Origin of the sequence: Streptomyces vastus (assembly GCF_039532825.1) — a bacterium.
In the GTDB taxonomy this organism is placed as follows: Bacteria; Actinomycetota; Actinomycetes; order Streptomycetales; family Streptomycetaceae; genus Streptomyces; species Streptomyces vastus.
This window is the reverse complement of sequence record NZ_BAAASJ010000005.1, coordinates 62,835-86,408: the sequence shown is the minus strand read 5'-3', so window position 1 is coordinate 86,408 and position 23,574 is coordinate 62,835. Positions and strand designations below refer to the sequence as shown.

Here is a 23,574-nt window from a genome sequence, read left to right as displayed (position 1 = left end):
CTACGGTCGTTTCTCTGACGTCGTTGCTAGTCGAACGGGTTGAGTGCGCTCCCTAGCTCCTTGGCGCCGTCGGCGATGTCATTCCCGATGTCGCTCGCCTTGTCGCCCACCCAGTCGGCTGCTTTGCCGGCGCCTTCCGTGATGTCGTCCCAGTGCTCGACGACCTTCAGTCCCCCGTAGACGATGCCGGTTCCTACCGCGAGACCGATCGTGACCGGATTGGGTGCGACCATCGCGGCGGTCAAGGAGGCGTTGAACCCGACCTCCGCGTAGTTGGCCAGGTAGCCGGCCTTGCTCTTCTCCCACTCCTTGGCGTGGTCCATAGTGGCGATGTTGGCTATGGAGAATGCCGTCGCGCCCGCCGACCCGACGATGCCGGCCCCTCGCCACAACCCCGCGGTCTTCGCCGCCGCTTTGAACCCACCGGCCTTCCCGACCTTCCACAGGCTGGCCTGTCCCGCGCGCGTGACTTGCTGCCCGGAGTGTGTCACCCCGCCGTGTAGGCGGGCCATGTCGTCCGACCCGGCGAAGAAGTTGATGGCCTGATTCGGTGTGAAGCCCAGCAACTTGGAATTCATGAAGCCGCGTCGGCGCAGCATGTCCCACCCGCTGCTCCAACGGTCACCCAGCCAACCGGAACTAAGAGGCACGTTGGCGACTCGTTGATACGTCTGACTCCGGGAGGCCATGTTGCCCAGCTGCCCGGGAAGCCAGCTACCAGGGGCGGTCAACGAGCGTATCGGCGGGTCGTACGCCTTGAGCCCCCTGCCCGCCCAATCCAGGATGAAGTTGCTGCCAGGCGCGGTCCACCGTGCCTCGAGCGCAGCCTTCATCGGCCCGAGCTTGCCGGTCTTCACCGCGTTGCCCAACAGCACCTTGGTTCCCGAGAAGCCGCTCGCCGCGACAACCTGGGATGCGGCCGCGACGTTGAACACGTCGGCGCCGAACTTGATCATCTCGGTGAGGGACTCTTCGTGCGGCTCCAGACCAGGGATCTTCGAGAGCGCATGCGCCTCCAGCCGTGCGACGTAGTCGCCGAGCTTCTCCCCAGGCTGTCGCGTCAGGTCCTTCGCGTTCGGATCGTCACTCGCCGCCACCGAATTGGCCAGCAGCAGAGTCTCCGGCTTGATCCCCTCGCCCTTGTACTTCTCGAGGTCCTTCGTCGTGAACCCCGCCCACAGCAGCCCGGCCATCGGGTCGCCGTTCTCGAGGCGCACGATGGTGGCGCGCTTACGCAGATCCTGGGCCTCGCTGCGAGTCCAGGACCTCATCGGCTTCAGGGCCGCCAGATGCCCGCTCACCCCCAACTGGGCGGCTCGGGTGAAAGCCTCGTCAAGGCGGTCCTCCACGCCACCGCGCCCGTCCAGGAGTTTTGCCAAATGCTCCAGGTCCTCCGGATTTGCCGCCCGAAACGACATTCCTGCCCCTGTCCCTCAATAGCCGGCTTGGCCTTCGCGCCGGCGACTCAGAATAGGCCGTCAGGGTGGACAGCGGCTGCCGTGGGAGCAACGAGCCGAGTCGGCCACGTTCCACGGCCACACCGAGAACTATCCCGAACAGGTGCGAACAGCCCCTCGAACGACGAGGGCAGGCTGCGGTCCACGCGCGCCACTGTTCTGGCGACCGCGGTGTCTGGGCTGTCGAGGAGCTCGATTCGCAATGGGGGAGTGCGAAGTGCCAGCCCCGAGGTCAACCGGACCTCTGTCTGTTACGGAGCTGTGTCTGCTTCGTTGAGATCGACCAGTTGCTGACGACGCCATCTGACGGTTTGCACTGGCCAAGCGATGGTGGTGCCGCTTCTCGGAGATTACTCAACAGAAGCCTCCCTGCTGTCATTTGGCGGGCTTATGGGTGCTTTGGGGCCCGTACGGAGCTGCTCTCGACGTTATTCGCTCTGGTATCACCATCGCCGCATCGATAGCGTTACTCCGCTCATGTCAACCCTCGCCCCACCGGGAGTCGTCAGTGAACCGCCGCCCCACCTTGTTCGCAGCGATCACGCTGACCGCCGCTGCGGCTTTGACGCTGTCCGCCTGTGGCGGCGGCGACAGCGACAGTTCCAAGGACAACGACAAGATCGCGGGTGCCGACACCGGCAGCGAAGAGTCGGCGTCGCCGAGCGAGAGCGCGACGGATTCCGCCGAGCGGCCGAAGATCGAGCTGCCCTCGGACGTCACACTGACTTTCACGCCTGAACAGGCTGGTGACCCTGTTCAGGCGGCGGTCCTTAAGGACAACGCGGAGTTCATTCGTGCACTCAACGCCGCCATTGTCGCTCAGAATCCACGCCTGCCTGCCCTGGAGTACTACACCGAGGGCGAGGGCGCTGTGGAGGCTGAGGAGTGGGTCAAGGCGTTCAAGGACGCAGGCTGGACGATCACCGGATCCGTGCGCTACTTCGATCGACAGGTCACGGTCAAATCCAAGGACAGCGCTTCGCTCACCTACTGCGGTGACGAGAGCAAGGGCTTCAGCAAGGTGATCAAGACCGGTGAGGTCAAGGGGACCGAAGTCAACAAGGACAGTTACATCGCTTATGCGGTGCAAGTCCAGAAGAACAAGGAAGGAGTCTGGGAACTCGTGAAGATCTTGTCCACCCGTGGGGCTGACAGGTGCCAGCCGTGACCCGACTTCTTCGTCTTGCTGCGGTCATGGTTCTTGCCGGATCAGCCTGTTGGACCTTCGCTCCCTCTGCTCTTGCCGCACAGACTCCTCCTGGTAAAGGAGGTGTCGGCACTGGGAAGGACACGGAGACGTCGGGCGATGCTGACGGCGACACCCTCTCCGCTGGCGTGGTGGTCTTCGACCGTTCAAAGAACGGCACAGGAAAGTCCGCAGGCCCCGTGACGTCCTCCGCGCCCAACTGGACCCCGCCCCCCTGCTGGTACGCCCCGAAGTACACGCCGGAGCAGCTCCAGAAGCAGATGGAGCCGATCTGGGAAGCCGGGTCGACCGGTGGCCAGTGGGACAGCGAGCAGCGCAATCGGTACGTCAACGGCGAGCCGTACAAGGACTTCAACAAGGACAAGACCGGCAAGGGCTATTTCTGGGACTCGTATGTCGACGAGGACTACCCGGACGGCTGGGACAAGTGCCAGGAACCCCCGTTCTGGGTGGACGAGGGTGACCCCCCGCCGGCCAACATCGAGAACGCCGTCACTCCGGAGATCCTCGCCCAGCTCGCGTACAAGGAAATCCAGGTGCCCGGCACCGAGGTGACGCTGGCGCCCGAGGGGACGACCAAGGTCAATCTGCCGACCTGGGCCTGGCTGGATGGCGCCGACTTCAAGCCGGTCTCGGTCACCGCGTCCGTTCCAGTTCTGGACATCCAGGCGACCACGACCGCAGTGCCGGTCTCCCTGAAGATCGACCCGGGTACCGAGGATGCGGAGACCTACCCGGCCTCCGGCGAGTGCGAGATCAACAACGGCAGGATTGGCGAACCGTACGCCAAGGGCAAGGCCGACGAGACGCCGCCGTGCGGCGTGAAGTACCTGCGCTCCTCGGGCGACGGCTCGTATCCGCTCACGGCCACGGTCACGTGGGAGATTTCCTGGGTCGGTACGGGTGTTGATGAGGAACAGCCGCTTCCGAACGGCGAGTTCGGCGCCGAGCAGGACGTGATCGTGCAGGAGATCCAGGCCGTCAATCGCTGACGGCGGTGAGGGAGCCCTGCCCGGCCAACCGTCCCCTCCGAGGGGACGGTTGGCCGGGCAGGGCCGAGAGCGGACAGTTCACGGGCACCGCTCAACATCGAGGACACGCCTTGCCTGTCGGCGATTGGAAGCTTTGGGACACCAGGGGAGGCGTCCGGGTGTCCCAAAGCTTCCAATCGTTCACGTAACACGTGGGGATGGTTGGGTCTTCAGGGTTCGTATCAGCGCGCCCAGGCGAGGGCCGGTTGTCATGAGGATGACCTCGGGTTCGTCGCCTTCGCGTAGGTGGATCGTTCCGGAGGAAGTGGCGGCGACGTAGAGGCAGTTCGAGCCGTCGCCGCTGTACGTGGACTTCTGCCAGTCGGTGGTGTGCACAGTGGTCCCCTCTCACGTTTCCCGGATGAGGCGGTGGATGAAGTCGCGTGACTTGGCGGGGCTGAGTGCGCACGACTCCATGCGGTCCAGTACGGAACGGTACTTACTCAACTGCGCCTCCGCGTCGAGGAATTCACAGGCGCCGTGGTGGTTGTCCAGCTGGACGGTGTCGAGTTGCGGGACCGGGCCCTCGACGTAGTCGAAGGACTGGCCCGTGGTCGGGAAGTGGTCCGTTCCGAAGGGGACCACTCTGACGGTGGCGTTGGGCAGCTCGCTCATGTCGATCAGGTGCTTGAGCTGGCCGAGAGTGACGGCAGGGCCGCCGAAGCCCATGCGGAGTGCCGTCTCGTGGATGATCGCCGCGTACGAGGGCGGGTCCTTCCGGTGCAGGACGCCCTGCCGCTTTATGCGCAGCGTGAGGCGGTGCTCGATCTCGTACTGGCGCATGGGTGGGGCCACTTGCTGGAAGAGGGTTCGGGCGTGGTCCGTTGTCTGCAGCAGGGCCGGGATGTGGACGATGAGCGCCGCCCGTAGCGCGGTGGCGTGGTGCTCGAGTTCGGCGAGGTCGATCAGCGCGGCGGGCAGGTGCTCGCGGTACTCCTCCCACCAGCCGCGCGTCCGCCGCCCGGTCATGGCGACGAGGGCGTCGATGAGCCGGTCGTCCGAGCAGTCGTACACATTGGCCATGGAGCGGACCCGGTCGGCGCTGATGGGTGTGCGGCCGGTCTCGATCATGCTGACGCGCGCCTGGTTGACGCCGAGCAGCTTGGCGGCGCCGGTGGCTGTGAGCCCGGCCCGTTCACGGAGTTTGCGCAGCTCGGCACCGAATCTCCGTTGCCTCAGCGTCGGATTGCTGGTGGGCGGCAAAGCGTTTCCTTCCTGGCCGCGACGCGGCCTCCCTTCTCCCTCACACGAGTGAAGCCTGGATGCTTCCTGGGGGAAAAGTTAGATCCATCTAACCATCTGCTCTACGGTGGTCACGTACCGCCCAACTGCCCCCGCCTGTAAGCCGGAAGCGCACCACACCCGTGGCAATGCCACCGCCCGGCGCCGCAGTTGAGCGATCCCGAGATCCCTTCCTCTTCCTCCCGGAGGCATCCATGGTCACCGTAGCCCCGCCCGACACCTGGTCGTACGTCCTTCGCCTGCCCCATGACCCACGCGCTGCACGCGTCGCACGTATGACCGTGCGGGCCGCCCTCAACGGGCACGGAATGTCCGAAGTCCTCGACGTAGCGGAGCTGTTGACCTCCGAGTTGGTCACCAACGCCTACCGGTACACCAAGGGGCCCGCCTCCCTTCGGCTGACCGCGCTGGGGGACGGGCGATTGCGAGTCGGTCTGTGGGACAGCAACCCGCACATCCCCGCGCCCTTCAACAAGCCTCCGGGCGATCGCGTCCCACCCGCACTGGCCGATGCGGAAGGCGGGCGTGGGCTGCTCCTGGTGCAGGAGTACGCGAGCTCGTGGGGCGGCCGGCCCCTCGGTGACGAGCTGCTCGGGCGCGGTGCCGGGAAGCTGCTGTGGTTCGAGGTCGGAGGGAACGGAATGTTGTAACCCGTGCAGGCCCGGCAGCCCCTGTGCCCCAACTCCCGTGCCCTATAGGGTGCGAGTGCAAACAGGCGGTCACTGATGGGTACGGGGAAGGGTTGGCGTGAGTCAGCGGCAGTTGCAGAAGATGTTCCGGCTCATGGGGAGTGGGGAGCCTGTGGAGCTCACCAGTGCCATGGCGTCCGTGAAGAAGCTGGCTCGGCTTGCCTTCGTTGCGGAGCAGTTCGGGTATCAGTACGCCGATGTTCGGCAGGGCGGGCAGGGCAACTCGCTGAAGATGCTCATAGTCCCCGATCCCAGTCCGCAGGCTCAGACTCGTGCCGCGCAGAACTGGGCCCAGTATCCGCAAGCCGGGGACGGGAAGTCTCTGCCGCCCTTCGTGCCTGATGCGCTGGAGCTGCTGAAGGCTCGGATCAACTTCGATCTCACCGGCAAGAGTGCCGAGAAGCGGATGGGGTTCGGGGCCATCGGCGTCACCGTTGGTATGGCCATCGGGGTCGCGCGGGCCAGTGGGGACGGGGTGACGTACGTCATCGGGATGTGGGTGCTCCTTATGGCGATCCTGGGTGTCGGGTTCTTCGTCACGCGGAAGCGGAACGCCAAGTTCGCGGCGCGGTTGCAGGCCGCCGGGTTCACGCCCGTTACGGATGAGACGGGGAGGGTGCGGTATCTGCCTCCGGGGTCGCAGCTTCCGGGGCACGCGAATCCGTTCGCCGGTCAGCAGTACATACCGGCGGGGCAGGGCAATCCGTTCGCCGGCCAGCAGCAGGGCCAGCCGGGACAGCCGTACGGCCGGCCTCAGCAGTCCTACGCACCTCAGCAGCCGTACGCGGCTCCGCAGGCCCACGCTCCCGCCCCCGGACCGTACGGCGGTCAGCAAGCCCCCGCCCCCGGACCGTACGGCAGTCAGCCGGGCCAAGCAGGCCAGCCGGCCCCCGGCCCCTACGCGCACCCCCAGTCCCCGCCCCAGCCGTACGCCCAACCCAACAACCCCTACGGCCAGCCGCAACCCCCTCAGCACTGAGCAGACGAGCATTGAACCGGCGCCCCGCCCCACAGGCGGGGCGATTTCACTTGTTGAACGCGGTCACCCCCGAGCCACGTACTCTCCCTCAGTAGCGCACTCAGCACCGTACGAACCCGACCCGGCGCACCCCGAACCCACGCCGCCCCCCTCTCGACCTCACCGCCGCCCCCGCCCCCTCGTGAGAGCAACGTTCCCCGGCGGTCACTCACAGGCACAGACCGGAAACGCGCCATCCCTACCTTCGGGACTCATCACCCCAAGTACGGACCCCGCGTACGACACCTGAGCACCGGAGAACCGTGGAGGCGTCATGACAGCCCCGAGCACCACCAGCGCACCCCATAAGGGGTCCCGCTGGATCGAACAGTGGAACCCCGAGGACGAGACCTTCTGGGAGGCGGAGGGCAAGCACATCGCCCGCCGGAACCTGACCTTCTCGGTGCTCTCCGAGCACATCGGATTCTCCGTGTGGAGCATGTTCTCCGTACTCGCCCTTTTCATGGGGCCCGAGTACGGCATCGACCCCGCCGGCAAGTTCTTCCTCGTGGCCGTCGCCTCCCTGGTCGGCGCCATCCTGCGCGTGCCCTACGGGTTCGCCGTCGCGCGCTTCGGCGGCCGGAACTGGACGATCTTCAGCGCGGGCCTGCTGCTGGCACCGACCACGGCACTGCTGATCGTGATGGAGCCGGGTACCTCGTACACCACCTTCATGGCGGTCGCGATCCTCACCGGCGTCGGCGGGGCGAACTTCGCCTCCTCCATGACCAACATCAACAACTTCTACCCGCTGCGCCTCAAGGGCTGGGCCCTGGGCATGAACGCGGGCGGCGGCAACATCGGCGTCGCCGTGGTCCAGCTGCTCGGGCTTGCCGTCATCGGCATCGTCGGAGCCGCCAGCCCTCGGGTGCTGTTGGCCGTCTACGTGCCGCTCATCGTCGCCGCGACAGTGCTGAGCGCCCGGTACATGGACAACCTCGGGCCGGTGCGCAACGACACCGGCGCGGCCAAGGATGCTTTGAAGGAGGGACACACCTGGATCATGTCCTTCCTCTACATCGGCACCTTCGGCTCGTTCATCGGCTACAGCTTCGCCTTCGGCCTCGTGCTGCAGAACCAGTTCGGCCGCACGCCGCTGCAGGCCGCCTCGCTCACCTTCATCGGCCCGCTGCTCGGCTCACTGATCCGGCCCGTCGGCGGCCAGCTGGCCGACCGGATCGGCGGGGCCAAGGTCACACTGTGGAACTTCGCGCTGATGGCCGTCGCCACCGGGGTCGTCGTCACCGCGTCCGTGCAGGAGTCGCTGCCGCTGTTCATCGCCGGATTCATCGCGCTGTTCATCCTCACCGGCGTGGGCAACGGCTCCACGTACAAGATGATCCCCGGCATCTACCGTGCCAAGGCCGGAGCCAAGGGACTGGCCGGTGAGGAGGCGGCCGTCTACGCCCGGCGGCTGTCCGGGGCCTCCATGTCGCTCATCGGCGCGATCGGTGCCCTCGGCGGTCTCGGCATTAACCTGTCGCTGCGGCAGTCGTTCCTCTCGGTCGGCTCCGGCACCGGCGCCTTCGTCGCCTTCCTCGTGTACTACGTGGTCTGCTTCGGAGTCACCTGGGCCGTATACCTTCGCCGCCCGGCGGGCGCCCAGAGCGAGGCCACCGCAGCCACCGAGGCAAAGCCGCAGCTCAGCTACGCGAAGGTGTGACGTAACACCACCGACATCATGCGGAACCGAGCCTGTCACGAGCCGTTGACAGGCTCGGTCGACCGCTGATGTACGGCGGGCACGACCGGTGCTACAGACCGGTGCGGGACGAATCAACATCGGGACGAGAGCTGATGCACGACGAACTGCAGCGACCAGACCGACACGAACACGGCCCCCTCGCGGGATTCACCGTCGGCGTGACGGCGGCCCGCCGTGCCGACGAACTCGGTGCACTGCTCCAGCGGCGCGGTGCCGCCGTCATGCACGCTCCGGCCCTGCGCATCGTGCCCCTCTCCGACGACAGCGAACTGCTCGCGGCCACCAAGGAGCTCATCGACCAGGCGCCGGACGTCGTGGTCGCCACCACGGCGATCGGGTTCCGGGGGTGGGTCGAGGCCGCCGACGGCTGGGGGCTCGGCGAGGCCCTGCTCGACCGGCTGCGCGGTGTCGAACTGCTCGCCCGCGGCCCCAAGGTCAAAGGCGCGATCCGAGCCCAAGGGCTGACCGAAGAGTGGTCCCCGTCCTCCGAGTCCATGGCCGAGGTGCTCGACCGGCTGCTGGACGAGGGGGTCGACGGGCGCCGGATCGCGATCCAGCTGCACGGCGAGCCGCTGCCCGGCTTCGTCGAGGCGCTTCGGGCCTCGGGCGCGGAGGTCGTCGGCGTACCCGTCTACCGGTGGATGCCGCCGGAGGACATCGCCCCCGTCGACCGGCTGCTCGACGCCACGGTCTGCCGCGGCCTGGACGCGCTGACCTTCACCAGCGCGCCGGCCGCCGCCTCACTGCTGGGCCGCGCCGAGGACCGCGGGCTGCTGCCCGAACTCCTCGCCGCCCTCAACCATGACGTGCTGGCCGCCTGCGTCGGCCCGGTCACCGCGCTGCCGCTGCAGGCCCGGGGCATCGACACGGTCCAGCCGGAACGCTTCCGGCTCGGCCCCCTCGTACAGGTGCTGTGCCAGGAACTGCCTTCGCGGGCGCGCACGCTGCCGATCTCGGGCCATCGGGTGGAGATCCGCGGGCACGCGGTACTGGTGGACGGCGCACTGCGGCCCGTCCCCCCGGCCGGGATGTCCCTGCTGCGCACGCTGTCCCGGCGGCCGGGCTGGGTCGTGTCCCGCGCCGAACTGCTGCGGGCGCTGCCCGGTGCAGGGCGGGACGAACATGCCGTCGAGACGGCGATGGCCCGGCTGCGTACGGCACTGGGGGCGCCGAAGCTGATCCAGACCGTGGTCAAGAGGGGTTACCGGCTCGCCCTCGACCCGGCGGCGGACTCGAAGTACGCGGACGTGTGACGCTTCCTCGGCTGCGCGTCAGCCCTGGGGGTTCCGGCCGGGCTCGTGGGCAGGCACTGTAGGGGTACGACCCTCACCGACCCCCGATGGCGGTAACCCCAAGGCGGTGACAGGAACATGGCATTGGGTACTGCCGCGGCCACGGCCTCGTACGAGCTGCGGTTCGACTCCGGGCGGATCTGTCTGGATCTGCTGGCGACCACGCATCCCGAGGAACGGCTGGACGCGGTCGAGCCGTTGCGGGCCTGGATCAGTGGATCGGGGCTTGTTCCGGCGGGTACGCCGCTGGTGGCGGCCGACGCGTCCTGGGTGGTGGGCTTTCGCGAACTGCGCGGGCATATAGGGCAGTTGGTGCGCGGGGAGCCCTCGCGGGACTCCCGGCCCTTCGGCATCGCGCTGGCACGCGTCAATGAACTGGTCCGTGTCGCGCCGCCGCCGGCTCCGCGTGCGGTCTGGGACGACGAGGGTTCGCTCGTACGGGCCCTCGATGGCGCCCCCTCGTGCGCCGCGCTTCTCGCCGCCGTGGCCCGCGATGCCGTGGAGTTGATCACCGATCCCGTTGCCCGGGCGAGCATTCGGCAGTGTGAGGGGGACAGCTGTCCCATCGTGTACCTCGATACGTCTCGGGGGCGGCGGCGCCGGTGGTGTTCCAGTGAGACGTGTGGGAACCGGGAGAGGGTTGCTCGGCATCGGCGGCGGGCGGCGCTTGCTCGGGCGTGAGGTTTTTTCCCCAGCCCCGCCCCTTCCCGAAACTGAGGGCTGTGCCCCAGGCCCCCGCCAGAAGGGGCTGACAGGTCGTGTCTCGGCTGCGGGTCCGTCGTGGCTTGTCGCGCAGTTCCCCGCGCCCCTGATGGGGCGCCTCTGTGGCACCCCTATCCCTTAAGTGCCCTTTGTTCCTTTCGATTTGGAGTGACATTGGCAACAACGTGTTTCCTCCTGTCACCCTCGGGGCAGCGGCGTGATCTTGCCAGCGTGGCGGAAATGTAAAGCCCGAGTGACGGGAATGTGCTGCCATGTCCGGCTGGTCCTGGGCGGTCGAAGAAACTTGGGTCACACGTTGAACAGCCCAACTCCCGTGTGCGTACCCGGTGGAGAGCGACCGACTCGGGGGAACCCCCGGACACCGGAGGTAGGCGTGCGCAAGGATTCCGCCGTGGCCGATGAACGACCGCCGAGGGCCCGACATCGCATGTCCCAGCCCTCGGAGCCCGACGAGGAGCTGATGCGTGCGCTGTACAGGGAACACGCGGGGCCTCTGCTCGCCTATGTCCTGCGGCTGGTCGCGGGGGACCGGCAGCGCGCGGAGGACGTTGTGCAGGAGACGCTCATCCGCGCCTGGAAGAACGCCGGTCAGCTCAACCGAGCTACCGGTTCGGTACGCCCCTGGCTGGTGACGGTTGCCCGGCGCATCGTCATCGACGGCCACCGCAGCCGGCAGGCCCGGCCTCAGGAGGTGGACCCGTCGCCGCTGGAGGTCATCCCCGCGGAGGACGAGATCGACAAGGCGTTGTGGCTGATGACACTGTCGGACGCGCTGGATGACCTGACCCCTGCTCACCGGGAGGTCCTGGTCGAGACGTACTTCAAGGGACGTACCGTCAACGAGGCGGCCCAGACGCTGGGCATACCCAGCGGCACTGTGCGCTCCCGGGTGTTCTATGCCTTGCGTTCGATGAAGCTGGCGCTGGAAGAGCGTGGGGTGACGGCATGAGCACATACGGGGGATACGGAACGGGTACTCCTGGACCTATGCAAACTCCGCAGGGTCAGGGTGATGTGCACGAGACCGTGGGTGCGTACGCCCTCGGCATCCTCGACGACGCCGAGGCGACCGCCTTCGAGGCCCACCTGGCGACCTGCGACTGGTGCGCGCAGCAACTGGACGAGCTCGCCGGCATGGAGCCGATGCTCGCCGCCCTCGCGGATCTGCCGGATTCCCAGGGAACCCCGGCCATCGGCGAATCGCTGTCCGCCAAGCCGAGCCCACGCCTGGTCAACCGGCTGGTCGACGAGGTCGCGGAGCGCCGTGCCCAGAAGCGGCGGCGCGGCATGTACATGGTCGCGGCGGCAGCGGCGCTGATCATTGGCGGCCCGGTCACCGCGATCGGGGTCACCGGCGACGGCGAGAGCAACAACGTGACGGCGGCGCCGCACTCCACGAGCCCCGCCGAGGACGCCTTCTTCAACGACATGAAGGACAAGGTCTCCGCCACCGACCCGACCACCAAGGTCAGCGCCACGGTCGGCATGGAGTCCAAGGGCTGGGGCACCCACGCGGTGCTGGAGCTCAAGAACCTCAAGGGCCCGGAGAAGTGCTCCCTCGTCGCCGTCGGCAAGAACGGCGAGCGCGAGACGGTGAGTTCCTGGTCCGTCCCCAAGTGGGGCTACGGCATCGAGAACAGCACCAACGAGAAGGCGAAGAACCCGCTGTACGTCCACGGCGGAGCAGCCATGACACCGAACGAGATCGACCACTTCGAGGTCGTCACGTTCGAGGGCACGCGTCTGGTGCAGGTGGACGCGTGACAGAACCGGGAGCGCACACGTAGCTTCCGGGGCCCCCTTCGCGTACGGTTGACGGCTGCCATGCACGTCAGAAGGGGGCCCGGTGGCCGCTCAGGTTCAGCAGGAAGCCGCGCTCGGTTCGGTCGACACATCTGCCCACGACTCCGTTCGGGAACGGGAGATCGGGGTCGAACAGGAACACCTTGACCGGGTGTACCGGCGCCTCGAGGAGAAGATCCACGAGGCGGAGTTCCTGATGAACGACGCGGCCAAGCGCGGTCAGGTCGGCACGCCTGGCGCGCTGGCCGAGCGTGACGCTCAGGTGTTCCGGGCGGGGATCCACCTCAACCGCCTGAACAACGAGTTCGAGGACTTCCTCTTCGGACGGATCGACCTGCTGGCCGGCAAGGACGGCAAGAAGGGCCCGGACGGCGCCTACACGGCGGTCGAGCCCGCCGAGGGGGCCATACGGTCCGACAACACTGCCGACATCGCGGAAACGCTGCACATCGGGCGGATCGGCGTTCTCGACGCGGACTACTCCCCGCTGGTCATCGACTGGCGGGCGCCGGCCGCCGCCCCCTTCTACCGCTCGACACCGGTCGATCCGGGACGGGTCGTACGCCGCCGGGTCATCCGCTCCAAGGGCCGTCGCGTACTCGGTGTCGAGGACGACCTGATGCGGCCCGAGCTGGCAGCCTTCCTCGACGGGCGCGAGCTGCCCGTCGTCGGCGACGGCGCGCTGATGGCCGCGCTCGGCCAGGCCCGCAGCCACACCATGCGGGACATCGTCGCCTCCATCCAGGCCGAGCAGGACCAGGTCATCCGGGCGCCCGCCGCGTCGGTGACGTACGTGGAGGGCGGCCCCGGCACCGGCAAGACCGCCGTCGCGCTGCACCGGGCCGCGTACCTCCTCTACCAGGACCGCCGCCGGTACGCGGGCGGCATCCTGATCGTCTCGCCCACACCGCTGCTGGTCGCGTACACCGAAGGCGTCCTGCCGTCCCTCGGCGAGGAGGGACAGGTCGCCATCCGTGCGGTCGGTTCCCTCGTCGATGGGGCCGAGGCCACGCTGTACGACTCGCCGGCGGTGGCCCGCGCCAAGGGTTCGTACCGGATGCTTAAGGTGCTGCGCAAGGCGGCGCGGGGGGCGCTGGAGACGGCGGGTGAGGCGGGCCCCGCTGCCGAGTCCGGCGGACTCGGCGACGCGTCCTCGCGCTCCGTGCGCAACGGAAACGGCGAGGCCTCGCGGGCACGCGGCCAGGGGCGCGCGGAGCAGCGCGCGCCCGGCAGGGGTGGCGCGCCTGGACGCTCGCGGAACGCCGACGCGGAACAGCTTGCCTTCGGCGACGACTTCGGTGATGGCGGCTTCGGTGATGGCGGCTTCGGTGATGGCGGCTTCGGTGACGACGAGGCGCAGGCCCCCGCCCTCTCGGCCACCCGCCTCCGCGTCGTCGCCTTCGGGCGCCGCCTCGAGCTGGAGGCCGACGAGCTCGACCGCGTCCGGCGTACCGCCCTGTCCGGCACCGCGCCCGTGAACCTGCTGCGTCCGCGCGCCCGCAAGCTGCTGCTCGACGCCCTGTGGGAGCAGTCCGGCGCCGGATCCCGGCACAGCGACCCGGAGCTGGCCGCCGAGCTGCGGTCGTCGTTCGACGAGGACATCAGCTCCGAGGACAGCTTCATCGCGTTCCTGGACGCCTGGTGGCCCGAGCTGACACCGCGCGCCGTACTGGCCGCGATGGCCGACGAGAAACGGCTCGGACGCTGGGCCCGGCGGATCCTCAACCCCGGCGAGGTGCGCCGCGTCGCCCGCTCGCTCGGGCGCGACGGGCTCTCCGTGCACGACGTGGCGATGCTCGACGAACTCCAGGCGATCCTCGGCACACCGGCCCGCCCCCGCAAGAAGCGCGAGGCGGACCCGCTCGACCAGCTCACCGGCCTGGAGGAGCTGATGCCGGTCCGCGAGGAGTCACAGCGCGAGCGCGCCGAACGGCTGGCCCAGGAACGTACCGAGTACGCGCACGTCATCGTCGACGAGGCACAGGACCTCACCCCCATGCAGTGGCGCATGATCGGCCGCCGTGGCCGGCACGCCACCTGGACGGTCGTCGGCGACCCCGCCCAGTCCTCGTGGTCGGACCCGGACGAGGCCGCCGAGGCCCGGGACGAGGCCCTCGGCACCCGCCCACGCCGCCGCTTCACGCTCACGGTCAACTACCGCAACCCTGCCGAGATCGCCGAACTGGCCGCGCGCGTGCTGGCGCTGGCCCTGCCCGGCTCGACGTCCCCGTCCGCCGTGCGGTCGACGGGCGTGGAGCCACGTTTCGTGACGACGAACAATGGACGCGGCACGGTCGTACGGGACGGGCTCGCACGCACCGTCCGGGAGGAGGCCGCGCGGCTGCTCGACCGGGTCGACGGCACGGTCGGCGTCGTCGTCGCCATGAACCGGCGTGCGGAAGCCGCCCGGTGGCTGGCCGGGCTCGGCGACCGCGTCGTGGCCCTCGGGAGCCTGGAGGCCAAGGGACTGGAGTACGACGCGACCGTCGTCGTCTCCCCCGCGGAGATCGCCGACGAGTCGCCGGCCGGCCTGCGCGTGCTGTATGTCGCCCTGACCCGGGCCACCCAGCAGCTCACCGTCGTCTCACAGGACCGCGACGAGCCCGACGCGAACGGAGTGCCCGACCTACTGCGCGACTGACGGAACTGAAGGCACTGACCCCGCGGCATTTCCGGTGGCCCGGAAATGAACTCTCGGGACGGGAATTGCCTTGAGGGGATCCTTTGTTACGGTGGATGAGGCACCGACCCGATCCAAGCCCCCGGGCCCAACCTTCGTCGCTTCGAGCGACCACTTGCCGCGAGGCGAGCATGGCGGGTCGGTGCCATTTGAATGTGTGAGAGGTATGAGGGGCCTGTGTCACCTGGTGACACAGGCCCCTTTTCCTGTCCCAAGTACGCCGGAATTTCCCTGGCACCCCATGCCACCTGCGCGAACAAAACGTTCGCAACCCGGGGTGGCTACCGCGTACTCCGAAGTAGGTGCGACGATCGGACGGCATACGCGACACACAGCGGCACACGGTGAAAGCAGAGGAAGTCGGCCATGGCAACGGCGCCCAGCGTCTCCTACTCGATGACGGTCCGGCTGGAGGTGCCCGCGAGCGGAACCGCGGTCTCCCAGCTCACCGGAGCCGTCGAGTCCCACGGAGGCTCGGTGACCGGCCTCGACGTCACGGCGTCCGGCCACGAGAAGCTCCGGATCGACGTCACCATCGCCGCGACGTCGACGGCGCACGCGGACGAGATCGTCGAGCAGTTGCGCACCATCGAGGGCGTCACGCTCGGCAAGGTCTCCGACCGTACGTTCCTGATGCACCTCGGCGGCAAGATCGAGATGCAGTCCAAGCACCCGATCCGCAACCGTGACGACCTCTCGATGATCTACACGCCGGGTGTGGCCCGCGTCTGCATGGCGATCGCCGAGAACCCCGAGGACGCCCGCCGCCTGACCATCAAGCGCAACTCGGTCGCGGTCGTGACTGACGGGTCCGCGGTGCTCGGCCTCGGGAACATCGGGCCCAAGGCGGCCCTGCCCGTCATGGAGGGCAAGGCGGCCCTCTTCAAACGCTTCGCCGGCATCGACGCCTGGCCGCTGTGCCTGGACACCCAGGACACGGACGCGATCGTCGAGATCGTCAAGGCCATCGCGCCGGGCTTCGCGGGCATCAACCTCGAGGACATCTCCGCTCCGCGCTGCTTCGAGATCGAGGCCCGCCTGCGCGAGGCCCTCGACATTCCCGTCTTCCATGACGACCAGCACGGCACCGCCATCGTCGTACTCGCCGCCCTGACGAACGCGCTGCGCGTCGCGGGCAAGGCGATCGGCGACATCCGCGTCGTCATGTCAGGCGCGGGGGCGGCCGGCACGGCCATCCTCAAGCTGCTGATCGCGGCGGGCGTCAAGCACGCCGTGGTCGCCGACATCCACGGTGTCGTGCACGCAGGCCGCGAGGACCTGATGCTGGCCGCGCCCGATTCGCCGCTGCGATGGATCGCCGACAACACCAACCCCGAGGGTGTCACGGGCACGTTGAAGGAAGCCGTGCGCGGATCCGACGTGTTCATCGGCGTGTCGGCGCCCAATGTGCTGGACGGCGACGACGTGGCGGCGATGGCCGAGGGAGCGATCGTGTTCGCGCTCGCGAACCCCGACCCCGAGGTCGAACCGGCGATCGCCCGCCAGACGGCGGCGGTCGTGGCCACGGGCCGCTCCGACTTCCCGAACCAGATCAACAACGTGCTGGTCTTCCCCGGCGTCTTCCGCGGTCTTCTGGACGCCCAGTCCCGCACGGTCAACACGGAGATGATGCTGGCCGCCGCGACGGCCCTCGCGGACGTGGTGACCGAGGACGAGCTGAACCCGAACTACATCATCCCGAGCGTCTTCAACGACAAGGTCGCCGGGGCGGTCGCGGGAGCGGTGCGCAACGCGGCGAAGGCGGCGGGCGTGGCGGTCACGGGCAGCACGACGGCCTGACACCGCCCGGCTGGAGCGGCTCGACCGGCTGCGTCGTACGCTGTGATGGTCGCCACGGCGGCCCGGATACGGCGCGTCGTGGGACATGCTGTCCCTGGCCGCCCCTAGGGTGGCGGCCAGGCTCAGGCCTTGCAGGCCCTGCGATCTGCTGCCGGGAGCAGACGGAGCGTCACCGTTTCGCGGCTGTGGCGCTTTTCGTGTGACTCCCAGGGGTGCCGGATTGGCTTTCCCGCCGCAGGTGGGGGCAGGATGCGTCTCTGGGCGCGAGGGTCTGGCTTTGGACCCGGGTCCGGGGACCGACCGAGGACCCTGGCAGCATCGGCTCCGCTGGTGCTCATCATGCGGCTCCGCCGCGTGGCACGCCTCAACGGCAAGAAGAACACGGGAGTAACAACATGAACCGCAGTGAGCTGGTGGCCGCGCTGGCCGACCGCGCCGAGGTGACCCGCAAGGACGCCGACGCCGTTCTGGCCGCGTTCGCCGAGACCGTCGGCGAGATTGTCGCGAAGGGCGACGAGAAGGTCACCATCCCCGGCTTCCTGACCTTCGAGCGCACCCACCGTGCCGCTCGGACCGCGCGCAACCCGCAGACCGGCGACCCGATCCAGATCCCGGCCGGCTACAGCGTGAAGGTCTCCGCTGGAAGCAAGCTGAAGGAAGCCGCAAAGGGCCAGTGACCTTGCCGTCTACACCGTCATGGACGGTGTACGGCACGTAGGCAATTGCGATTGGGGCGGCACCCGGAAGTCCGGGTGCCGCCCCATCGTTGTCGCGCTTACACATGGCCTCAAACGCCGGCCGGGCTGCTTTTGGCTAGCCGAGCGCCTTCCCCGGCAACTCCACCTTCGCGCCCAAGTCCCCAAGCTTCTCCATGAAGTTCTCGTAGCCGCGGTTGATCAGGTCGATGCCGTGGACCCGGGAGGTGCCCTGGGCCGCCAGGGCCGCGATGAGGTACGAGAAGCCGCCGCGGAGGTCGGGGATGACCAGGTCGGCGCCCTGGAGCTTCGTCGGGCCCGAGACGACCGCGGAGTGCAGGAAGTTGCGCTGGCCGAAGCGGCAGTTGGAGCCGCCGAGGCACTCGCGGTAGAGCTGGATGTGCGCGCCCATCTGGTTCAGGGCGGAGGTGAAGCCGAGGCGGGATTCGTACACCGTCTCGTGGACGATCGACAGGCCCGTCGCCTGCGTCAGGGCGACGACGAGCGGCTGCTGCCAGTCGGTCTGGAAGCCGGGGGCCACGTCCGTCTCCAGCGCGATGGACTTCAGCTGGCCGCCCGGGTGCCAGAAGCGGATGCCCTCGTCGTCGATCTCGAAGGCGCCGCCGACCTTCCGGTAGGTGTTCAGGAACGACATCATCGAGCGCTGCTGGGCGCCGCGGACGTAGATGTTGCCTTCGGTCGCCAGGGCCGCGGAAGCCCACGAGGCGGCCTCCAGGCGGTCCGGGAGTGCCGCGTGGGTGTAGCCGCCGAGCCTGTCCACGCCCGTGACGCGGATGGTGCGGTCGGTGTCCATCGCGATGATGGCGCCCATTTTCTGCAGGACGCAGATCAGGTCCTCGATCTCCGGCTCCACGGCCGCGTTCGAGAGTTCCGTGACGCCCTCCGCGAGGACGGCCGTCAGCAGCACCTGCTCGGTCGCGCCCACGGACGGGTACGGCAGCCGGATCTTGGTGCCGCGCAGCCGCTGCGGAGCCTCCAGGTACTGGCCGTCCGCCCGCTTCTCGATCTTCGCGCCGAACTGCCGCAGCACCTCGAAGTGGAAGTCGATCGGCCGGCCGCCGATGTCACAGCCGCCCAGGCCAGGGATGAACGCGTGGCCGAGACGGTGCAGCAGCGGTCCGCAGAACAGGATCGGGATGCGCGAGGAGCCCGCGTGCGCGTCGATGTCCGCGACGTTCGCGCTCTCCACGTGCGAGGGGTCCAGGACCAGCTCGCCCGGTTCCTCTCCCGGCCGGACCGTCACTCCATGCAGCTGCAGCAGCCCGCGTACGACGCGTACGTCGCGGATGTCGGGCACATTGCGCAGCCGACTCGGAGCGCTGCCGAGCAGGGCGGCGACCATGGCCTTCGGTACGAGGTTCTTCGCACCACGGACACGGATCTCACCCTCCAACGGGGTTCCGCCGTGGACAAGCAGGACGTCGTCTGAGCCGTTGACGGTCATGTATCTCGCGTTCCGATGAAGTTGGACAGAGGCAGGTTCACAGGGGCAGGTTCGCTGGGCGGCCGGTGAACCGGAGAAGCAAGCGTAATGGCCGCCTACCCCGGTACAGGTAGCCCAAGTACGGCTCAGCTCCGTCATAGCTTTGCCACAACACGAACGGTTCTCCGGCGGGTACGCGGGGTCACCGGCCGGGGCGTGCGCTGGCCCTGCTCCCGTACGCCCTCCCGTCTCCCACCACCACCCTCAAAGGAGGCCCTACCAGGCCGCTCCTCTGATTCATGGCTGCATTCACCGCCGCATTGGCAATGCCTCCCCTCCCAGGGGGAAGATGCGGGATCATGTCTGGCATGACCGAGGTGTCCTCGCTCACAGGGCGGCTGCTCGTGGCCACACCCGCCCTGGCGGACCCGAACTTCGACCGCGCTGTGGTGCTGCTCCTCGACCACGACGAGGAGGGTTCCCTGGGTGTCGTCCTCAACCGCCCCACCCCGGTGGACGTCGGCGACATCCTCGAGGGCTGGGCGGACCTCGCCGGAGAGCCCGGCGTCGTCTTCCAGGGCGGGCCGGTCTCGCTCGACTCGGCGCTCGGCGTCGCGGTCATCCCCGGCGGCTCCCTGGGGGAGCGCGCGCCGCTCGGCTGGCGCCGGGTGCACGGCGCGATCGGGCTCGTGGACCTGGAGGCACCGCCGGAGCTGCTCGCCTCGGCCGTCGGCAGCCTGCGGATCTTCGCCGGGTACGCCGGCTGGGGCCCGGGCCAGCTGGAGGACGAACTGGTCGAGGGCGCCTGGTACGTCGTCGAGTCCGAGCCCGGCGACGTCTCCTCCCCGTCTCCGGAACGGCTGTGGCGCGAGGTGCTCCGCCGGCAGCGCAACGAGCTGGCGATGGTGGCCACGTACCCGGATGACCCTTCGCTCAACTGATGCCTGTGAGCTTCAGTACCCTTGCAGTCATGAGCACTCTTGAGCCTGAGACCCAGCCTCAGCGCGGGACTGGTACGGGGACCCTGGTCGAGCCGGCGCCGAAGACCTCGCACGGTGACGGTGACCACGAGCGCTTCGCCCATTACGTCCAGAAGGACAAGATCATGGCGAGCGCGCTGGACGGCACGCCTGTTGTCGCGCTCTGCGGCAAGGTGTGGGTCCCGGGCCGCGATCCGAAGAAGTATCCCGTGTGTCCCATGTGCAAGGAGATCTACGAGTCCATGGGCTCCGGCGGAGACCAGGGCAAGGGCGGCGACAAGTAACGCCCGCTTTCCTTCGGCGGCGGTTCGTCGCGTAGTCCGGCATGCCTGACAAGGCCGCGGCACCCGAGTGCGGGTGCCGCGGCCTTGTTGTGTGTGCGGCGCCGGGCTCGGGGCCTGCGTCGTTGCACAGGGCGCTTTCGGCGGTCACAGAGTGGTAGAGACCTTTGGGTAGGCCTTGTTTGCATGTCCATGAACTTCTAGCCTCCGTTGTGTTGTGCAGAGTGAAACAAGCATTGCGCATGTTGCAACACTCGCCCTTTCGGAGGAAACCCGATGAAGTTCCCCGTCAGACTCCCGGCCGGATTCCCTGCCCGCCGCTCCGCCCGAACAGCCGCCCCGGTGGCCGCACTTGTGGTCGCCGCCCTCACCGCGACCGCCTGCGCCCCCCAGACCTCCGACAACGCCGGCGGTGCGGACGACAAGAGCGGGACGCTGCGCGTGTGGCTCTTCCAAGAGGTCAGCAACGGGCCGAAGGAGAAGGTCGTCGAGTCCACCGTGGACGCCTTCGAAAAGGCCCACGAGGGCACGCAGGTCGAGGTCGAGTACATACCCGTCGAGACCCGCGCCCAGCGCATCAAGGCCGCCTTCAACGACCCCAAGAGCGCGCCGGATCTCATGGAGTACGGCAACACCGACACCGCCGGGTACGTCAACGACGGTGGACTCGCCGACGTGACCGAGGAGTTCACGGACTGGAACGAGGCCAAGGACACCGACCCGACGGCCAAGCAGTCCGTGACGGTCGACGGGAAGATCTACGGTGCCCCGTACTTCGTCGGCGTCCGGGCGCTGTACTACCGCACCGACGTCTTCAAGGAGTTGGACCTCGAAGTTCCCAGGACGCAGAGCGAGTTGATCTCCACCGCCAAGGAGATCCGGCAGGCGAAGCCCGAGCTGTACGGGCTCGCGGTCGGCGGTGCCTTCACCTACGGCGCGATGCCGTTCGTCTGGTCCAACGGTGGCGAGATCGCCGAGGGCAAGGCCGGTTCGTACGCGGCGACGATCGACAGCGCGGCGGCCCAGAAGGGCATCGAGGCGTACACCTCGCTGTTCGGCGACGACAACTGCCCGGCCGCCAAGTGCGCGAGCATGGGCGGCAACGACACGATCACGGCCTTCGCCTCCGGCAAGGCGGGCATGGCGATCGGCGGTGACTTCAACCACCAGGCGGTCGAGGCCGGGAGCGTCAAGGGGAAGTACGCCGTCGTACCGCTGCCGGGTCTGAAGGCGGGCGAGATCGCGCCGGCCTTCGCGGGCGGCAACAACATCGGCGTACTGAAGAGCACTTCGCACCGTACGCTCGCCGTCGACCTGATGAAGCAGCTCGCGTCGAAGAAGACGCAGGGCGAGCTCTTCGACGCGATGGGCTTCCTGCCGACGTACTCGGACGTGCGCGCGGACGTCGCGAAGAAGGAGCCGTTCGTCGCGCCCTTCGTCGAGACGCTCGGCGCGGGCACCAAGTTCGTGCCCGCCTCCCCGGCCTGGGCCGAGATCGACGCCTCGCTCGTCCTGCCGACGATGTTCCAGGAGATCGTCAGCGGCAAGAAGAACGTGGCCACGGCTTCGAAGGACGCGGCGACAAAGATGAACGCCGCGTTCAGCTCCGCGGGGTGAAGCGGATGACGGAGGGTGTGACGGAGGGTGCGTCCCCGGTAGCCCCGCCGCTTCCTGCCGCGAGTCCGCCGGGCGGGGTGACGGCCTCGCCCGGCCGGGTGGCGGGGGGCCCGGGGCCTGGGGGCGCAGCGCCGGGGCGGAAGTCGCGGCGCGGCAGGGCGGGTTGGGCTCCCTGGATCTACCTCGCCCCCGCCCTTGTCGTCATCGGTGGGCTGCTCGTCTATCCCGTCTACCAGCTCGGGCTGATCTCCTTTCTGGAGTACACGCAGGCCCAGGTCAGCGGTGGTGAACCGACGACCTTCCAGGGCTTCGGGAACTACGCGACGCTCTTCGGGGACGAGCAGTTCTGGCAAGTGCTGCTCGCCACCGTGGTGTTCGCGGCCGCGTGCGTCGTGGCGACGCTCGCGGTCGGCTGTGCGCTCGCCGTGCTGCTGACGCGCGTAAGGGCGCTGCCGCGGCTCGCCCTGATGCTGGCCGCGCTGGGCGCGTGGGCCACGCCCGCGATCACCGGCTCCACGGTCTGGCTGTTCCTGTTCGACCCCGACTTCGGGCCGGTCAACCGGATGCTTGGGCTCGGCGACCACTCGTGGACGTACGGCCGTTACAGCGCCTTCGCTCTCGTACTCCTCGAAGTCGTCTGGTGTTCCTTCCCGTTCGTGATGGTCACGGTGTACGCGGGCATCCGCGCCGTACCCGGTGAGGTGCTGGAGGCGGCGGCCCTGGACGGCGCCTCCCAGTGGCGCATCTGGCGCTCGGTGCTCGCGCCGATGCTCCGGCCGATCCTCGTGGTCGTCACCATCCAGTCGGTCATCTGGGACTTCAAGGTCTTCACCCAGATCTACGTCATGACGAACGGCGGAGGCATCGCCGGGCAGAACCTCGTGCTGAACGTGTACGCGTACCAAAAGGCGTTCGCGTCCTCGCAGTACAGCCTCGGCTCGGCGATCGGAGTGGTGATGCTGCTGATTCTGCTGGCGGTCACGCTGGTCTATCTGCGGCTGCTGCGCAGGCAGGGGGAGGAGCTGTGAGCGCGTTGAGTTCGGTGAAGTCGCTGAGGTTGCTGAGGTTCCCCACACGTCTGCGGGTGCGGCGGCCCTGGCGGCTGGCCGCCGAGGCATCGGCTCTGCTGATCGCCGCCGTGGTCGCGTTCCCCCTCTACTGGATGGTGCTCAGCGCCTTCAAGCCGGCCGGCGAGATCGAGTCGACGGAGGCCCGCCCCTGGACGCTCACGCCGTCCCTGGACTCCTTCCGGCGCGTCTTCGGACAGCAGGAATTCGGCCGTTACTTCGTCAACAGCCTTCTCGTCGCGGTCACCGTGGTCATCGTCTCCGCACTGATCGCGTTCCTCGCGGCGACGGCCGTGACACGGTTCCGCTTCCGCTTCCGTACGACCCTGCTGATCATGTTCCTCATCGCGCAGATGGTGCCGATCGAGGCCCTGACGATCCCTCTGTTCTTCCTGATGCGGGACTTCGGTCAGCTGAACACACTGGGCTCGCTGATCCTGCCGCACATCGCCTTCTCCCTGCCGTTCGCGATCTGGATGCTCCGGGGCTTTGTGAAGGCGGTCCCTGAGGCGTTGGAGGAGGCCGCATACATCGACGGGGCGAGCCGGGCGCGCTTCCTGTGGCAGATCCTCTTCCCGCTGGTCTTTCCGGGTCTTGTGGCCACGAGCGTGTTCTCCTTCATCTCCACCTGGAACGACTTCCTGTTCGCCAAGTCCTTCATCATCAGCGACACTTCGCAGTCGACTCTGCCGATGGCCCTCCTTGTCTTCTACAACCCGGACAAGCCGGACTGGGGCGGTGTGATGGCGGCGTCCACGGTGATGACGATTCCGGTTCTGGTCTTCTTCGTGCTCGTACAGCGGCGGCTGGTCTCCGGACTGGGCGGCGCGGTAAAGGACTGAC

21 protein-coding genes are annotated in these 23,574 nt (G+C 68.2%); 17 read left to right on the top strand and 4 right to left on the bottom strand.

The window, feature by feature from the left end; all coding sequences use genetic code 11:
• Positions 1–26: 26 nt before the first annotated feature.
• Positions 27–1,418: a PE-PGRS family protein gene (locus ABD357_RS03010; protein WP_344387292.1), complete on the bottom strand. Its 1,392-nt coding sequence runs from the start codon at positions 1,416–1,418 to the stop codon at positions 27–29.
• 547 nt (positions 1,419–1,965) lie between these two features.
• Here ABD357_RS03010 and ABD357_RS03005 point away from each other — a divergent pair.
• A complete protein-coding gene (locus tag ABD357_RS03005; protein WP_344387291.1) occupies positions 1,966–2,625 on the top strand; it encodes a hypothetical protein in 660 nt (219 codons plus the stop codon).
• The gene (locus ABD357_RS03000) at positions 2,613–3,656 is read left to right on the top strand and encodes a hypothetical protein (RefSeq protein ID WP_425584725.1); all 1,044 of its coding nucleotides are present in this window, start codon (positions 2,613–2,615) and stop codon (positions 3,654–3,656) included. Before ABD357_RS03005 ends, ABD357_RS03000 begins: the two co-directional genes overlap by 13 nt.
• 180 nt (positions 3,657–3,836) lie before the next feature.
• On the opposite strand, the gene ABD357_RS02995 is transcribed toward ABD357_RS03000, so the two are convergent.
• The gene (locus tag ABD357_RS02995) at positions 3,837–4,031 is read right to left on the bottom strand and encodes a DUF397 domain-containing protein (protein ID WP_344387290.1); all 195 of its coding nucleotides are present in this window, start codon (positions 4,029–4,031) and stop codon (positions 3,837–3,839) included.
• A gap of 12 nt (positions 4,032–4,043) precedes the next feature.
• On the bottom strand, positions 4,044–4,898 hold the full coding sequence (locus ABD357_RS02990) for a helix-turn-helix domain-containing protein (protein WP_344387289.1): 855 nt from the start codon (positions 4,896–4,898) through the stop codon (positions 4,044–4,046).
• Between the two features lie 233 nt (positions 4,899–5,131).
• On the opposite strand from ABD357_RS02990, the gene ABD357_RS02985 reads away from it, so the two are divergent.
• From ABD357_RS02985 to ABD357_RS02940, 10 genes are all read left to right on the top strand, one after another.
• A complete protein-coding gene (locus ABD357_RS02985) occupies positions 5,132–5,587 on the top strand; it encodes an ATP-binding protein (RefSeq protein WP_344387288.1) in 456 nt (151 codons plus the stop codon).
• A 97-nt stretch (positions 5,588–5,684) separates the two neighbouring features.
• Positions 5,685–6,605: a hypothetical protein gene (locus ABD357_RS02980; RefSeq protein WP_344387287.1), complete on the top strand. Its 921-nt coding sequence runs from the start codon at positions 5,685–5,687 to the stop codon at positions 6,603–6,605.
• A 313-nt stretch (positions 6,606–6,918) separates the two neighbouring features.
• Complete coding sequence (locus ABD357_RS02975) at positions 6,919–8,307, top strand: nitrate/nitrite transporter (RefSeq protein ID WP_344387285.1); 1,389 nt, start codon at positions 6,919–6,921, stop codon at positions 8,305–8,307.
• A gap of 134 nt (positions 8,308–8,441) precedes the next feature.
• Complete coding sequence (locus ABD357_RS02970; protein WP_344387283.1) at positions 8,442–9,602, top strand: uroporphyrinogen-III synthase; 1,161 nt, start codon at positions 8,442–8,444, stop codon at positions 9,600–9,602.
• A gap of 117 nt (positions 9,603–9,719) precedes the next feature.
• The gene (locus ABD357_RS02965; RefSeq protein WP_344387280.1) at positions 9,720–10,322 is read left to right on the top strand and encodes a CGNR zinc finger domain-containing protein; all 603 of its coding nucleotides are present in this window, start codon (positions 9,720–9,722) and stop codon (positions 10,320–10,322) included.
• Positions 10,323–10,791: 469 nt separating this feature from the next.
• The gene (locus tag ABD357_RS02960) at positions 10,792–11,313 is read left to right on the top strand and encodes a sigma-70 family RNA polymerase sigma factor (RefSeq protein WP_037675339.1); all 522 of its coding nucleotides are present in this window, start codon (positions 10,792–10,794) and stop codon (positions 11,311–11,313) included.
• Between the two features lie 38 nt (positions 11,314–11,351).
• Positions 11,352–12,128 carry a zf-HC2 domain-containing protein gene (locus ABD357_RS02955; RefSeq protein ID WP_344387277.1) on the top strand — a complete coding sequence of 259 codons (777 nt, stop codon included), beginning with the start codon at positions 11,352–11,354 and terminating at the stop codon, positions 12,126–12,128.
• An 82-nt stretch (positions 12,129–12,210) separates the two neighbouring features.
• Positions 12,211–14,808, top strand: a complete 2,598-nt coding sequence (locus tag ABD357_RS02950) for a HelD family protein (protein ID WP_344387275.1) — start codon at positions 12,211–12,213, stop codon at positions 14,806–14,808.
• A gap of 405 nt (positions 14,809–15,213) precedes the next feature.
• On the top strand, positions 15,214–16,647 hold the full coding sequence (locus tag ABD357_RS02945) for an NAD-dependent malic enzyme (RefSeq protein ID WP_344387273.1): 1,434 nt from the start codon (positions 15,214–15,216) through the stop codon (positions 16,645–16,647).
• A 395-nt stretch (positions 16,648–17,042) separates the two neighbouring features.
• Entirely contained in the window at positions 17,043–17,324 is a 282-nt protein-coding gene (locus tag ABD357_RS02940) for an HU family DNA-binding protein (protein WP_054220032.1), read from the top strand.
• A 136-nt stretch (positions 17,325–17,460) separates the two neighbouring features.
• Here ABD357_RS02940 and murA read toward each other — a convergent pair whose 3' ends face one another.
• Complete coding sequence (gene murA / locus ABD357_RS02935) at positions 17,461–18,807, bottom strand: UDP-N-acetylglucosamine 1-carboxyvinyltransferase (RefSeq protein WP_344387271.1); 1,347 nt, start codon at positions 18,805–18,807, stop codon at positions 17,461–17,463.
• A gap of 347 nt (positions 18,808–19,154) precedes the next feature.
• Here murA and ABD357_RS02930 point away from each other — a divergent pair, with 347 nt between their 5' ends.
• The 5 genes from ABD357_RS02930 (at position 19,155) to ABD357_RS02910 (ending at position 23,573) form a co-directional block, all read left to right on the top strand.
• A complete protein-coding gene (locus ABD357_RS02930; protein WP_344387269.1) occupies positions 19,155–19,727 on the top strand; it encodes a YqgE/AlgH family protein in 573 nt (190 codons plus the stop codon).
• A gap of 29 nt (positions 19,728–19,756) precedes the next feature.
• Positions 19,757–20,050, top strand: coding sequence for a DUF3039 domain-containing protein (locus tag ABD357_RS02925; RefSeq protein WP_344387268.1), 294 nt, complete (start codon positions 19,757–19,759; stop codon positions 20,048–20,050).
• Between the two features lie 273 nt (positions 20,051–20,323).
• Positions 20,324–21,664, top strand: coding sequence for an extracellular solute-binding protein (locus ABD357_RS02920; protein ID WP_344387267.1), 1,341 nt, complete (start codon positions 20,324–20,326; stop codon positions 21,662–21,664).
• A gap of 5 nt (positions 21,665–21,669) precedes the next feature.
• A complete protein-coding gene (locus ABD357_RS02915; RefSeq protein WP_344387266.1) occupies positions 21,670–22,692 on the top strand; it encodes a carbohydrate ABC transporter permease in 1,023 nt (340 codons plus the stop codon).
• The gene (locus ABD357_RS02910; RefSeq protein WP_425584724.1) at positions 22,689–23,573 is read left to right on the top strand and encodes a carbohydrate ABC transporter permease; all 885 of its coding nucleotides are present in this window, start codon (positions 22,689–22,691) and stop codon (positions 23,571–23,573) included. Before ABD357_RS02915 ends, ABD357_RS02910 begins: the two co-directional genes overlap by 4 nt.
• Position 23,574: the final 1 nt, after the last annotated feature.

What these genes read in the sequence shown, in the direction of transcription:
- ABD357_RS02965 (WP_344387280.1), top strand. Translation starts at nt 9,720, where the DNA reads ATGGCATTGGGTACTGCCGCGGCCACGGCCTCGTACGAGCTGCGGTTC.
- ABD357_RS02955 (WP_344387277.1), top strand. Translation starts at nt 11,352, where the DNA reads ATGCAAACTCCGCAGGGTCAGGGTGATGTGCACGAGACCGTGGGTGCG.
- ABD357_RS02915 (WP_344387266.1), top strand. Translation starts at nt 21,670, where the DNA reads ATGACGGAGGGTGTGACGGAGGGTGCGTCCCCGGTAGCCCCGCCGCTT.
- ABD357_RS02985 (WP_344387288.1), top strand. Translation starts at nt 5,132, where the DNA reads ATGGTCACCGTAGCCCCGCCCGACACCTGGTCGTACGTCCTTCGCCTG.
- murA (WP_344387271.1), bottom strand. Translation starts at nt 18,807, where the DNA reads ATGACCGTCAACGGCTCAGACGACGTCCTGCTTGTCCACGGCGGAACC.
- ABD357_RS02945 (WP_344387273.1), top strand. Translation starts at nt 15,214, where the DNA reads ATGGCAACGGCGCCCAGCGTCTCCTACTCGATGACGGTCCGGCTGGAG.
- ABD357_RS02925 (WP_344387268.1), top strand. Translation starts at nt 19,757, where the DNA reads ATGAGCACTCTTGAGCCTGAGACCCAGCCTCAGCGCGGGACTGGTACG.
- ABD357_RS02930 (WP_344387269.1), top strand. Translation starts at nt 19,155, where the DNA reads ATGACCGAGGTGTCCTCGCTCACAGGGCGGCTGCTCGTGGCCACACCC.
- ABD357_RS02920 (WP_344387267.1), top strand. Translation starts at nt 20,324, where the DNA reads ATGAAGTTCCCCGTCAGACTCCCGGCCGGATTCCCTGCCCGCCGCTCC.
- ABD357_RS02960 (WP_037675339.1), top strand. Translation starts at nt 10,792, where the DNA reads ATGTCCCAGCCCTCGGAGCCCGACGAGGAGCTGATGCGTGCGCTGTAC.
- ABD357_RS02940 (WP_054220032.1), top strand. Translation starts at nt 17,043, where the DNA reads ATGAACCGCAGTGAGCTGGTGGCCGCGCTGGCCGACCGCGCCGAGGTG.
- ABD357_RS02975 (WP_344387285.1), top strand. Translation starts at nt 6,919, where the DNA reads ATGACAGCCCCGAGCACCACCAGCGCACCCCATAAGGGGTCCCGCTGG.
- ABD357_RS03010 (WP_344387292.1), bottom strand. Translation starts at nt 1,418, where the DNA reads ATGTCGTTTCGGGCGGCAAATCCGGAGGACCTGGAGCATTTGGCAAAA.
- ABD357_RS02970 (WP_344387283.1), top strand. Translation starts at nt 8,442, where the DNA reads ATGCACGACGAACTGCAGCGACCAGACCGACACGAACACGGCCCCCTC.